14 protein-coding genes are annotated in these 12,703 nt (G+C 63.3%); 11 read left to right on the forward strand and 3 right to left on the reverse strand.

Features of this window, described 5'->3' with window-relative positions; translation table 11 throughout:
• Positions 1-43: 43 nt before the first annotated feature.
• The 3 genes from paaG to paaK all read left to right on the forward strand — a co-directional run bounded on the left by paaG (position 44) and on the right by paaK (position 2,660).
• Positions 44-835 carry a 2-(1,2-epoxy-1,2-dihydrophenyl)acetyl-CoA isomerase PaaG gene (gene paaG, locus BRPE64_RS11715; protein ID WP_016346337.1) on the forward strand — a complete coding sequence of 264 codons (792 nt, stop codon included), beginning with the start codon at positions 44-46 and terminating at the stop codon, positions 833-835.
• A 64-nt stretch (positions 836-899) separates the two neighbouring features.
• Entirely contained in the window at positions 900-1,286 is a 387-nt protein-coding gene (paaI, locus tag BRPE64_RS11720) for a hydroxyphenylacetyl-CoA thioesterase PaaI (RefSeq protein ID WP_016346338.1), read from the forward strand.
• 69 nt (positions 1,287-1,355) lie between these two features.
• A complete protein-coding gene (gene paaK / locus BRPE64_RS11725) occupies positions 1,356-2,660 on the forward strand; it encodes a phenylacetate--CoA ligase PaaK (protein WP_016346339.1) in 1,305 nt (434 codons plus the stop codon).
• 74 nt (positions 2,661-2,734) lie between these two features.
• Here the strand turns inward: paaK and mltA are convergent, their stop codons facing one another.
• Together mltA and apaG are read right to left on the reverse strand one after the other, a co-directional pair.
• Positions 2,735-3,976, reverse strand: a complete 1,242-nt coding sequence (gene mltA / locus BRPE64_RS11730; RefSeq protein WP_173405444.1) for a murein transglycosylase A — start codon at positions 3,974-3,976, stop codon at positions 2,735-2,737.
• A gap of 115 nt (positions 3,977-4,091) precedes the next feature.
• On the reverse strand, positions 4,092-4,466 hold the full coding sequence (apaG, locus tag BRPE64_RS11740) for a Co2+/Mg2+ efflux protein ApaG (protein ID WP_044041599.1): 375 nt from the start codon (positions 4,464-4,466) through the stop codon (positions 4,092-4,094).
• Positions 4,467-4,690: 224 nt separating this feature from the next.
• Between apaG and rpe the strand changes: the two genes are divergently transcribed.
• The 8 genes from rpe to BRPE64_RS11780 all read left to right on the forward strand — a co-directional run bounded on the left by rpe (position 4,691) and on the right by BRPE64_RS11780 (position 11,928).
• The gene (gene rpe / locus BRPE64_RS11745; RefSeq protein ID WP_016346343.1) at positions 4,691-5,380 is read left to right on the forward strand and encodes a ribulose-phosphate 3-epimerase; all 690 of its coding nucleotides are present in this window, start codon (positions 4,691-4,693) and stop codon (positions 5,378-5,380) included.
• Positions 5,377-6,117, forward strand: coding sequence for a phosphoglycolate phosphatase (locus BRPE64_RS11750; RefSeq protein ID WP_016346344.1), 741 nt, complete (start codon positions 5,377-5,379; stop codon positions 6,115-6,117). Before rpe ends, BRPE64_RS11750 begins: the two co-directional genes overlap by 4 nt.
• A 383-nt stretch (positions 6,118-6,500) precedes the next feature.
• Complete coding sequence (trpE, locus tag BRPE64_RS11755) at positions 6,501-7,997, forward strand: anthranilate synthase component I (protein WP_016346346.1); 1,497 nt, start codon at positions 6,501-6,503, stop codon at positions 7,995-7,997.
• Between the two features lie 12 nt (positions 7,998-8,009).
• Positions 8,010-8,597 (forward strand): aminodeoxychorismate/anthranilate synthase component II, encoded by a 588-nt coding sequence (locus BRPE64_RS11760; protein WP_016346347.1) that lies wholly within the window; start codon positions 8,010-8,012, stop codon positions 8,595-8,597.
• Positions 8,598-8,601: 4 nt separating this feature from the next.
• On the forward strand, positions 8,602-9,636 hold the full coding sequence (gene trpD / locus BRPE64_RS11765) for an anthranilate phosphoribosyltransferase (RefSeq protein WP_016346348.1): 1,035 nt from the start codon (positions 8,602-8,604) through the stop codon (positions 9,634-9,636).
• Positions 9,637-9,647: 11 nt separating this feature from the next.
• Positions 9,648-10,433, forward strand: coding sequence for an indole-3-glycerol phosphate synthase TrpC (trpC, locus tag BRPE64_RS11770; protein WP_016346349.1), 786 nt, complete (start codon positions 9,648-9,650; stop codon positions 10,431-10,433).
• Positions 10,434-10,454: 21 nt separating this feature from the next.
• Positions 10,455-11,102 carry a CYTH domain-containing protein gene (locus tag BRPE64_RS11775; RefSeq protein WP_016346350.1) on the forward strand — a complete coding sequence of 216 codons (648 nt, stop codon included), beginning with the start codon at positions 10,455-10,457 and terminating at the stop codon, positions 11,100-11,102.
• Positions 11,103-11,130: 28 nt separating this feature from the next.
• Positions 11,131-11,928, forward strand: a complete 798-nt coding sequence (locus BRPE64_RS11780) for a uracil-DNA glycosylase (protein ID WP_016346351.1) — start codon at positions 11,131-11,133, stop codon at positions 11,926-11,928.
• Positions 11,929-11,982: 54 nt separating this feature from the next.
• On the opposite strand, the gene BRPE64_RS11785 is transcribed toward BRPE64_RS11780, so the two are convergent.
• The gene (locus BRPE64_RS11785) at positions 11,983-12,579 is read right to left on the reverse strand and encodes an FMN-dependent NADH-azoreductase (RefSeq protein ID WP_016346352.1); all 597 of its coding nucleotides are present in this window, start codon (positions 12,577-12,579) and stop codon (positions 11,983-11,985) included.
• Positions 12,580-12,703 lie beyond the last annotated feature (124 nt).

The raw sequence follows: 12,703 nt of genomic DNA on the forward strand, positions 1-12,703 counted from the left end.
AGGGGCCGCCGCTGCGGCGCGCGTTCGGCGAAATGGAGATGCCATGTCCGAGAAGTCCGTGTTGTTTCATGTCGATGGCGAGACGCGTGTCGCGACATTGACGCTCAATCGTCCAGACAAACTGAACAGTTTCACGCGCGAGATGCATCGCGAGTTGAATCAGGCGCTCACCGAGATCGAGGCGAGCAACGCGCGTGCGCTCGTCATTACCGGCGCGGGCCGCGGGTTCTGCGCGGGCCAGGATCTCGCCGATCTCGATTTTTCGCCCGGCTCGATGTCCGATCTCGGCGATCTGATCGATGCTTACTTCAACCCGTTGGTGCGCCGCCTTCAGGCGTCGCCGCTGCCGATCATCGCGGCGGTGAACGGCACGGCCGCCGGTGCCGGCGCAAATCTGGCGATGGCATGCGACCTCGTCGTGGCCGCACGCTCGGCGAGCTTCATCCAGGCCTTCGTGAAGATCGGCCTCGTACCGGATTCTGGTGGAACCTGGCTATTGCCGCGCCGCGTCGGCGAAGCGCGTGCGCTCGGTCTCGCGTTGACGGGCGAAAAACTCAGCGCCGAGAAGGCGGAGGCGTGGGGCATCGTATGGCGCGTAGTCGACGACAGCGAATTGCAGCAAGCAGCAACGCAACTGGCCGCGCAACTCGCGCAGCAACCGGCGCGCGCCGTGGCCGCGATCAAGCAGGCGATCCGCGCGAGCGCCAATAAGACGTTCGACGAGCAACTCGACTTCGAGCGCGATCTGCAGCGCGAATTGGGCGCATCGCCCGATTACATCGAAGGCGTTGCCGCGTTCAAGGAGAAGCGCGCGCCGCGCTTCTCCGGCCTTTGACAACAAAATTATTCCGGAGAGTCCCGTGACGCCTCAACAACTCGCGGAAGCAACTGCCCATGCAATGTACGAATCAGACGCGTGCACGCGCGCGCTCGGCATCGAACTGATCGAAGTGCGGCCAGGATATGCGCGGCTGCAAATGGACGTGCGCCCCGACTTTCTCAACGGGCACGCCATCTGTCATGGCGGCCTGATGTTCACGCTCGCAGACTCGGCGTTTGCTTTTGCGTGCAACTCGTACAACATCAGCACGGTCGCGGCGGGTTGCTCGATCGAATTCCTGCGGCCCGTGCAAGGCGGTGATCGTCTGACTGCGGAAGCGATCGAGCAGACATTGAGCGGTCGCACCGGCATCTACGATATTCGCGTGACCAATCGCGAAGGCGAGCCGGTCGCGATGTTTCGCGGCAAGTCGGCGCAGATCAAAGGCACTGTGATTCCCGTCTGAGGGATTCGTTCATGAAGCGGACGCGGCATACAAAGGCCGCGCCGTATAGTCAGCATCAAGGAGACAGCAATGACCACCCCGCTGCCGCTCGAGCCGATCGAGAAGGCGAGCCGCGACGAACTCGTCGCGCTGCAGCTCGAGCGCCTCAAATGGACGCTCAAGCACGCCTACGAAAATTCGCCGGTGTACAAGCGTAAGTTCGACGAAGCCGGCGTGCATCCGGACGACGTCACATCCCTCGCGGATCTCGCGCGCTTTCCGTTCACGACGAAAAAAGATCTGCGCGACAACTACCCGTTCGGCATGTTCGCGGTGCCGCAGGAGCGTGTTTCGCGCATTCATGCATCGTCCGGTACGACGGGCAAGCCGACGGTCGTCGGTTATACGACGCAGGATCTGGACAACTGGGCAAACCTCGTCGCGCGTTCGATCCGCGCGGCGGGTGCGCGGCGCGGCGACAAGGTCCACGTGAGCTACGGCTACGGGCTCTTCACAGGCGGCCTCGGCGCGCATTACGGCGCGGAGCGCGCCGGTCTCACGGTCATTCCCTTCGGTGGCGGACAGACCGAGAAGCAGGTGCAGCTGATTCAGGACTTCCGGCCCGACATCATCATGGTGACGCCGAGCTACATGCTTTCGATTGCGGATGAACTCGAACGCCAGGGCGTGAATCCGGCGGAGTGCTCGCTGCGCATCGGTATCTTCGGCGCGGAGCCGTGGACGAACGACATGCGCCGCGCGATCGAGACGCGCATGGGCATCGACGCTGTCGACATTTACGGGCTGTCGGAAGTAATGGGGCCCGGCGTCGCGTCCGAATGCGCGGAAACCAAGGACGGACCGACGATCTGGGAAGACCACTTCTATCCTGAAATCATCGATCCCGAAACAGGCGAGGTCCTGCCCGACGGCGAATTCGGCGAGCTGGTCTTCACGTCGCTCACGAAGGAAGCGCTGCCGATCATCCGCTATCGGACCCGCGATCTGACGCGCCTTCTGCCCGGCACCGCGCGCACCATGCGCCGCATGGAAAAGATCACCGGCCGTTCCGACGACATGATGATCGTGCGCGGCGTCAATGTTTTCCCGACGCAGATCGAAGAATTGCTGCTCAAGCGCCCCGTGCTTGCCCCGCACTATCAGATCGTGCTGACCAAGGAAGGCCCGCTCGACGTCTTCACGCTGAATGTCGAGCCGTGCCCCGAATCCGCGCCGGACCGCGCCGCGCTCGACGGCGCGAAGGCCGCGCTCGCCTACGACATCAAGGCGCTGATCGGCGTGAGCGCCGTGGTCAACGTGCTTGCGGTGAACGGCATCGAACGGTCGGTCGGCAAGGCACGGCGCGTGGTCGATCGGCGCAACATGTCGGCCTGAGCGAATCGCTGCGCAAAAACAAAAAAGCTCGCGAGCCAATCTGGCCGCGAGCTTCTTTTGAGCACTTGCTGCCGTTACGAGTTCGGCAGCAGCAACCACATCCGGCCGCCCTGCTTCATGCGGCCCGCGAGATCGCCGGCGCCGTCGCCGAGACCCCAGAAGTAGTCGGCGCGCACGCCGCCCTTGATCGCCGACCCCGTGTCCTGTGCGAAGACGAGGCGATTCATCGGCTGATTGCTGAGCGGCCGCGTCGTCTGAAGGAACACGGGCGTGCCCAGCGGAATCGCCGACGGATCGACCGCGATCGAGCGTTCAGGCGTCAAAGGCACGCCGAGTGCGCCGACCGGCCCGTCGCCGAGACTGGCGGTCACCGGATCGTTTTGCGGCATTTCGCGGAAGAAGACGAAACGCGGATTCACGTCGAGCAATGCGTCGACTCGCGCCGGATTCGCTTTCGCCCAGGCCTTGATGCCTTGCATGGTCGCCTGCGCGGGCGTGAGTTCACCGCGATCGAGCAATTCCTTGCCGATCGAACGATACGGCTGGTTGTTCGTGCCGCCGAAGCCCACGCGCATTACGCTGCCGTCTTCCATGACGACGCGTCCCGAGCCCTGCACTTGCAGGAAGAACGCCTCGATCGGATCGTCGACCCACACGAGTTCGTTGCCGCTCAGTACGCCCGCGCGTTCGAGTTGCGCCCGCGCGGGCAGCGCCGAGCCCGGCTTGTAACGATACGGCCAGCGATAAAGCGCGTACTGATAAGGCCCGTGACGCGTACGCGAGCCGCGCAAAAGCGGTTCGTAGTAGCCGGTCACGAGACCGTCGAGGGTGCCGTCGGTGTTGGCGAGCTGAAACGGCGTGAAATAGGTTTCGAAGAAACTGCGCGCCGCCGACATATCGAGGTCGTCGAGACGCTCGGCTGCCGCGCATGCCCGCTGCCAGTTGGATTGCCGCGCGAGACGGCTGCAGTTCTGGCGCAGCGCGGCGGCCGCGCCGATGAGCGAATCGTCCTGCCATCCCGGCACCTGCTGCCAGCTCACCGCAGTCAAACGCGACGATGCACGTTGCCCTGCGATGATCGGCGCGCCAGTGGGCGTGCTCGCGCCCGGTTTCGTGTAACTGCCGCCGCCGCACGAAGCAAGCAGGATGGCGGTGGCGATCGATGCGGCCCAGGCCGCGGCCGGTGCGGCTGTCCGCACGAAACGCATACAATGCTCGTTCTTGATGGGAACCGCCATGTCTGATTTGTTCGACGAATATCCAATGCTTATTTTTGCGCTCGAATCGCTCGTGGCGCTCGCCTTGCTGATCTTCATCGTCGTCTGGACGGCGTCGGGCAAGAAAAAGAACCAGAACCGCGCGAACGATTCCGCAAATCGGCGCTGACACGCCGCAACTGACGCACGCCGCGTGTTACGCCGCAAAGGCCGGTCAATGCAGCGTGCGCGGCATATGCAACGCGAATTCCGCTACCGGCGCCTCGAAACGCTCGCCGTCTTCGGCCACGCAGAAGTACTCGCCGCGCATCGTGCCGACCGGCGTCGCAATCACGGCCCAGCTCGTGTATTCGAACTGCTCCCCCGGCGGCAACAGCGGCTGGTGCCCGACGACGCCGAGCCCCTTCACTTCCTGCGCGTGATTGTTGCTGTCGGTGATGACCCAATGACGCGAGATCAGCTGCGCCGCCACTTGGCCGGTGTTGCGGATGGTCATCGTGTAGGCGAAAGCGTACTGACGGCTGTCAGGGTCGGATTGTTCCGGCAAATACCGCGTTTCCACGGTTACGCTGAGTTCGTACTGAGCCATCGTCGTTCCAGTTCCAGATCGGTTATTCGCTGCGCTGCCGCCGGAGACGAGCAAGGGCGCACGCGCCGCTATGGTCTGGCATTCTCCTTGATGCCAGCCGCGCCCGCAACACGCCTGGCGCCATCGCGCAACAATAGCGCACCGTCCTAGGCCGTTCGGTCGAAGGGACTCGGAGGAAAACGCGGGTTAGAATCACTGCTTTAAGCCGCTTTCTGCACACGTCCATGGCGCAATTTCACATCGCTCCCAGCATCCTCTCCGCCGATTTCTCCCGCCTGGGCGAGGAAGTCCGCAATGTCGTCGCCGCCGGCGCCGACTGGATCCATTTCGACGTCATGGACAACCACTACGTGCCGAATCTGACGATCGGCCCGTTGGTGTGCGAAGCCATCCGCCCGCACGTGGACGTGCCGATCGACGTGCATCTGATGGTGCGCCCGGTCGACCGCATCGTGCCCGATTTCGCGAAGGCCGGCGCCAATGTCATCAGCTTCCATCCGGAAGGCTCGGATCATATTGACCGGACGCTGTCGCTGATCCGCGACCACGGCTGCAAGGCGGGTCTCGTGTTCAACCCGGCGACGTCGCTCAGCCATCTCGACTACGTGATGGACAAGGTCGACCTCGTGCTCATCATGTCGGTCAACCCCGGTTTCGGCGGGCAGTCGTTCATTCCGGAGGCGCTCGTCAAGCTGCGTGAAGCGCGCGCGCGCATCGACGCGTACCGCGAGCGCACGGGCCGCGAAATCCATCTGGAAATCGACGGCGGCGTGAAGATCGAGAACATCGCGGAAATCGCGGCGGCCGGCGCGGATACGTTCGTCGCGGGCTCGGCCATCTTCGGCAAGCACGACTACAAGCAGGTAATCGACGCGATGCGCGTAGAACTGGCGAAATCGGGAGCGCAGGCATGAGCGAGATCGCAGCAGCACAGGCGCCGTTTGTGAACCGCCCGATCCGCGCGGCCATCATCGATCTCGACGGCACCATGGTCGACACCGCGGACGATTTCGTCGCCGCCCTGAACGCTATGCTCGCGCGCATCGGCCTGGAGCAGCCCGTCACGCGCAACGAAGTCACGGACTACGTCGGCAAGGGGTCGGAGAATCTGATTCGCAGCGTGCTCGCGGTGCGCCTGCCGCATACGCAGGCCGTTGCGCAATTCGACGACGCGCTCGCGATCTACCAAAGCGAATACGCGAAGGTGAACGGCAAGCATTCCACGCTCTTTCCCGATGTGAAGGAAGGGCTCGAAGCCATGCGCGAACTCGGCATTCCGCTCGCCTGCGTAACCAACAAGCCGCATCGGTTTGCGGTTGAGCTGCTTGCGCACTTCGGCATCGCGGATCACTTCAAGGTGATTCTCGGCGGAGATTCGCTGCCCGCGAAGAAGCCCGACCCGCTGCCGATGCTCACGGCCTGCGAACGCCTGGACGTCCTGCCGCGCGAAGCCGTGGCGGTCGGTGACTCGGAAAACGACGCCCTCGCGGGCCGCGCCGCCGGCCTTGCAACGTTGACCGTTCCGTACGGTTACAACCATGGGAAACCTGTGCAATCCGTGAAATCCGATGGTATAGTTTCCTCGCTGCGCACCGCAGCACTGGCGATTGCTGCCACCCTGGCGCCGCCGGATACCACCCTGACTGAATAAGTCCATCCATTCATGTTTCTCAACAGAAAACGGAGTCTGAGCAGCATCGACCGGGGAGCCTGGCCCTGGCGTCGCTGGTCGCGCTAACCTCGCTCGAGGTACGCTGAAGCCATGTCGCGTCCCGCTTCATCCGCTTCAGTATCCGTTTTCTGTTTCGCTGCGCACCCCTGCGCCGTTTCCGTTGATTTGCCATACATCGAGCTTCGTTCAGGCACGCTTCCTTTGACGCTGCGCGGGCAAGTTATCGAACCGTTCAGTCCGCTTCGTCCCATCGAAGCGGCCGGAGCGTCGTATGCGATCATCACGAGATTCGTCCGCCCGCAGCGCCCTGCACTTCCCGATGCCGCGCCACTGGACAGCGCGCGTCGCCCAAGGATCGCAACATGACCGAACTCGAATTCCAATCGCTGGCGAATGAAGGCTATAACCGCATTCCGCTCATCGCCGAAGCGCTCGCCGATCTCGAAACACCGCTTTCTCTCTATCTCAAGCTCGCGCAGACCGAGCGCAACGGCGCGAACTCGTTCCTGCTCGAATCCGTCGTGGGCGGCGAGCGTTTCGGGCGCTACTCGTTCATCGGCCTGCCGGCGCGCACGATCGTGCGCGTGCAGAACGGCAAGTCGCAAGTCGTAACGGATGGCCAAGTCGTCGAGACGGACGAAGGCGATCCGCTCACGTTCATCGAAAACTTCCAGAATCGCTTCAAGGTGGCGACGCGTCCGGGCCTGCCGCGCTTTTGCGGCGGCCTGGCCGGCTACTTCGGCTATGACGCGGTGCGCTATATCGAGAAGAAGCTCGCGCACACCGCGCCGCCCGACGACCTCAACCTGCCCGACATTCAATTGCTGCTGACGGAAGAAGTCGCGGTGATCGACAATCTCGCGGGCAAGCTCTATCTGATCGTCTACGCCGATCCGACCAAAGCCGAAGCGTACGCGAAGGCGAAGCACCGGCTGCGCGAACTGCGTGCGCGGCTGCGCGTCACGGTTCAGCCGCCCGTCACGTCGGCGAGCGTGCGCACCGAGACCTTCCGCGAGTTCAAGAAGGACGATTATCTGAACGCCGTGCGGCGCGCGAAGGAGTACATCGCGGCCGGCGAACTGATGCAGGTTCAGGTCGGCCAGCGCCTCATCAAGCCGTTTCGCGACAATCCGCTCTCGCTGTATCGCGCGCTGCGCTCGCTGAATCCGTCGCCGTACATGTACTACTACAACTTCGGCGGCGAAATGCACGTGGTCGGCGCATCGCCGGAAATTCTCGTGCGACAGGAAAAGCGCGCGGAAGATCGCATCGTGACGATCCGTCCGCTCGCCGGCACGCGGCCGCGCGGCAACACGCCCGAGCGCGATGCCGACCTCGCGACCGAACTGCTGAACGATCCGAAGGAAGTCGCCGAGCACGTGATGCTGATCGATCTCGCCCGCAACGACGTCGGCCGCATCGCGCAGACGGGCTCGGTCGCGGTGACGGACAAGATGATCATCGAGAAGTACTCGCACGTGCAGCACATCGTGAGTTCGGTCGAAGGCACGCTCAAACCCGGAATGAACAACTTCGACGTGCTGCGAGCCACCTTCCCGGCGGGCACGCTGTCCGGCGCGCCGAAGGTTCGCGCGATGGAGCTCATCGACGAACTCGAACCGGTCAAGCGCGGACTGTACGGCGGCGCGGTCGGTTATCTGTCGTTCAGCGGCGAAATGGATCTGGCCATCGCGATTCGCACCGGGCTCATCCACAAGGGCAATCTCTACGTTCAGGCAGCGGCGGGGGTCGTCGCGGATTCGGTGCCCGAATCCGAATGGCAAGAGACGGAGAACAAGGCGCGCGCCGTGTTGCGCGCCGCCGAGCAAGTGCAAGACGGCCTCGACAGCGACTTCTGAGGAGACAAGACCATGCTGCTGATGATCGACAACTACGATTCGTTCACCTATAACCTGGTCCAGTACTTCGGCGAGCTCGGCTGTGACGTGCAGACGTATCGCAACGACGAAATCACGCTCGACGAAATCGCGAAGCTGAATCCCGAGCGCATCTGCCTTTCGCCGGGTCCGAGCAATCCGCAGCACGCGGGCATCACGCTCGACGTACTGCGCGAATTTTCCGGCAAGCTGCCCATTCTCGGTGTGTGCCTTGGCCATCAGGCGATCGGCGAGGCATTCGGCGGGCGCGTCGTGCGCGCGCAGACCATCATGCACGGCAAGGTGAGCCAGATCGAAACCGACTGTAAAGGCGTGTTCGCCGATCTGCCCAAACACTTCAACGTGACGCGCTATCACTCGCTCGCTATCGAACGCGAGTCTTTGCCCGACTGTCTCGAAGTGTCCGCCTGGACGCCGGATGGCGAAATCATGGGTGTGCGCCACCGGGAACTCGAAGTGGAAGGTGTGCAGTTCCATCCGGAATCGATTCTTTCCGAGCACGGCCACGCCTTGCTGGAAAACTTCGTGAAGCACACCTCGACCACCGGCAAGCGGGCCTGAGAACATGACCATTACCGCACAGGAAGCACTGCAGCGCACGATCGAGCACCGCGAAATCTTCCACGACGAAATGCTGCATCTGATGCGCCAGATCATGCGCGGCGAGATGTCGCCCGTCATGTCCGCCGCGATCATCACCGGCTTGCGCGTGAAGAAGGAAACCATCGGCGAGATTGCCGCCGCGGCGACCGTCATGCGCGAATTCGCGAACCATGTGGAAGTCGAGGACAATTCGAATTTCGTCGATATCGTCGGCACGGGCGGCGACGGCTCGCATACCTTCAACATCTCCACGGCGTCGATGTTCGTCGCGGCGGCCGCCGGCGCGAAGGTCGCGAAGCACGGCAATCGCGGCGTATCGAGCAAATCCGGCAGCGCGGACGTGCTCGAAGCGCTCGGCGTGAACATCGATCTGACACCGGAACAAGTGGCCGCGTCGATTGCCGAAACCGGCATGGGCTTCATGTTCGCGCCGAATCATCATCCGGCGATGAAGAACATCGCGCCCGTGCGCCGCGAACTCGGTGTGCGCACCATCTTCAATATTCTCGGGCCGCTGACGAATCCGGCCGGCGCGCCGAATCAGTTGCAGGGCGTGTTCCATGAAGACCTCGTCGGCATTCAGGTGCGCGTGATGCAGCGGCTCGGCGCGAAACACGTGCTCGTCGTGTACGGCAAGGACGGCATGGACGAAGTGTCGCTCGGCGCCGCGACGCGAGTCGGCGAGTTGAAGAACGGCGAAGTGACCGAGTATGAGATTCATCCGGAAGATTTCGGCCTGCAGATGGTGTCGAACCGCACGCTGAAAGTGCAGGACGCGCAGGAATCGAAGGCCATGCTGCTCGGCGCGCTGAACAACAAGGCGGGCGTCGCGCGCGAGATCGTCACATTGAATGCGGGCACCGCGCTTTATGCTGCGGATATCGTCGAGTCGATCCAGGCGGGCATGGCCGCCGCGCGCGAAGCCATTGCGAGCGGCGCGGCGCGCGAGAAGATCGAGACGCTCGTCAAGTTCACGCAGCAATTTTCGAAGAAATAACGGAATCCGACATGAGTGACATTCTGGATCGCATCATCGAGGTCAAGCGCGAGGAAATCCGCGCGGCCGAACTGAGCGCGCCGCTCGAAGAGCTGAAGCTCGAAGCGAGCACGCGCGATTTGCGCGATTTCGTCGGCGCACTTCGCGCGAAGCATGCGGCGGGGCAGGCGGCGGTCATCGCGGAAGTGAAGAAAGCGAGCCCGTCGAAGGGCGTGCTGCGCGAACACTTCGTGCCCGCGGAGATCGCACGGTCGTACGAGCAAGGCGGCGCCGCGTGTCTCTCCGTGCTCACCGACGTCCAGTTCTTCAAGGGCAGCGTCGCGTATCTGGAGGAAGCGCGCGCCGCGTGCAGCCTGCCGGTGCTGCGCAAGGACTTCATCATCGATCCGTATCAGATCATCGAAGCGCGTGCGATGGGCGCCGACTGCATTCTGCTGATCGCCGCCGCGCTCGAACTCTCGCACATGCAGGATCTCGAAGCCTACGCGCATTCGCTCGGCCTCGCGGTGCTCGTCGAAGTGCACGACGCCGATGAACTGCGCGACGCGCTCACATTGAAGACGCCGCTCATCGGCATCAACAATCGCAATCTGCGCACGTTCGAAACGACCATCGACACGACCATCGGCATGCTGGAACAGGTGCCGGACGACCGGATCGTCGTGACCGAATCGGGCATTCTGTCGCGCGTCGATGTCGAACGCCTGCGCGCGATGCGCGTGCACACCTTCCTCGTCGGCGAAGCGTTCATGCGCGCCGACGATCCGGGCGCGGAACTCGCGCGCATGTTCTTCTGATTTCATCGACGGGACCGCACTTTGGGCATCGAACGGGAACTGAAACTCGCGCTGCCGTCGTCGCAGCACGACGACGTGGCGCGCTTCTTCGACGAACGCACCGGCGCGGGCAAGCCGGTCGAGCTAGCCAATGTCTATTTCGATACGCCGGACTGCGCGCTCGCCCGCGCGAAGTCGGCGCTGCGCCTGCGTCGCACGCCGGACCAATGGCTGCAGACCTACAAGACGCTCGGTAAATCGGTCGCCGGTTTGAGCAATCGTCACGAGTGGGAGCTGCCGGTCGCGGGCGAGGCGCTCGACATCGATGCACTGCTCGCCGCCTGCGACGAAGCCCCCGCGCGCGACGCGCTGAAACAGGCCGCGCCGGCGCTGATCGCGCTGTTCAAGACCGACGTCAGGCGCATTCTGTGGGACATCGAGCGCGAGGGTTCGCAGATCGAAGTGGCGCTGGATGCGGGTGAGATCACCGCCGAGATCGACGGCAAGACGCGTCGCGAAGAAATCAGCGAACTCGAACTGGAACTGAAATCGGGCGAAGAAAGCGCGCTTTCGATGCTTGCCGCGGAGTTGCGCGGCGCGTTTCCCGAACTCACGCCGGAAGATGCGAGCAAGGCCCAGCGCGGCTATCTGTTGCGCGAGCAGCCCGAAGGCAAACTCCGCGACGCGTGAGCGCAAGGAACCGAGCGCAAGACACAGCATGAGCCGACAGCCATCTCTTTTCGCGGAGAACGAATCCGCGCAGGCCTCGAACGCATCGACCGCCGCGAATTTCACGACGCTCGAAAGCCAGTTCGACGCCCTTCCCGCCGACTGGCGCGCGCATCTGAAGCCGTTCATCGACAGCAAGCGCTACGCGACGCTGTGCGCGTTCGTCGATGCCGAGCGCGCCGCCGGCAAGACCGTCTATCCCGCCGATGTATTTCGCGCGTTGCGGCTGACGAGCCCCGGCGACGTCAAAGTCGTGATTCTTGGCCAGGACCCGTATCACGGCGAGGACAAGGGCACGCCGCAGGCACACGGGCTCGCGTTCTCGGTGCCCGCGCCGGTGCGCCCGCCGCCGTCGCTGCGCAACATCTTCAAGGAAATTCACGCGAGCCTGGGCTTTGCCGCGCCCGCGCACGGTTGTCTCGATTCGTGGGCCAAGCAAGGCGTGCTGTTGCTCAACACGTCGCTGACGGTGGAGCGTGACCGTGCAGGCAGTCACGCGAAGCGCGGCTGGGAGCAATGCACGGACACGCTGATCCACGAAATGGCGCAGCGTCACGACGGCCTCGTGTTCATGCTGTGGGGCGCGCATGCGCAGGCGAAGCGCGGCCTGATCGAAGGCACGGGTAAGGCGCATTGCGTGCTGGAGGCGGTGCATCCGTCGCCGCTGTCGGCGTATCGCGGATTTTTCGGCTGCGGGCATTTCGCGCTCGCCAACGATTATTTGACGAAGCACGGCCGCGCCGCCATCGACTGGCGGTTGCCCGCCGAACCGGAATTGCTCGCCTGAAAGCAAAAACCCCGCTGAATCGACTCCAGCGGGGTTTTTTTCTGATGCAGAGACTTATACGGCCGCGATCGCCTCGCGCGCCGACGCCAGCGCCGCGCCAGCCGCATCCGGGCCCATGTTCAGGCCTTCGGCGTAGATGAAGTTCACATCGGTCATGCCGAGGAAGGCGAGGAACGTCTTCAGGAACGGCGTCTGCGAATCGTGCGGCGTGCCCGCGTACTTGCCGCCACGCGCCGACACCACATACACCTTCTTGCCCTTCACGAGACCTTCCGGACCATTCGCGGTGTAGCTGAACGTGATGCCCGCACGCGCGATCCAGTCGAAATACGTCTTCAGTTGCGACGAGATGCCGAAGTTGTACAGCGGCGCCGCGATCACGACGATATCCGCTGCCTGCAGCTCGTCGATCAGTGCCTGGCTCTTCGCGTTGATCGCGACTTGCTCTGCCGTGCGCTGATCGGCCGGCGTGAAGAAAGCGCCGAGCGTGGCGTCGTCCAGATGCGGCAGGCTGTCGCCCAGCAGGTTACGCACGACAACCTTGGCGCCCGCGTTGGCTTGTTGCAGTTTCGCGGTCAATTCGTCGGCGAGCAGCGTCGATTGCGCGCCTTGCGAACGGGCGGCGGAGTTGATTTGCAGAATCGTCGTCATGATGGCTTCCTGTTCCTTCGTCTGGTTTCGGGCACATCGGCGCCCGGCTTAGGAAGCATTTGACGTTTTTCGGCGTCTCGAAACAAGCCGTCTCCTCGTAACGGATCGTTGCACTGGCAGAACA

The sequence above is a fragment of the Caballeronia insecticola genome (assembly GCF_000402035.1).
Lineage (GTDB): Bacteria > Pseudomonadota > Gammaproteobacteria > Burkholderiales > Burkholderiaceae > Caballeronia > Caballeronia insecticola.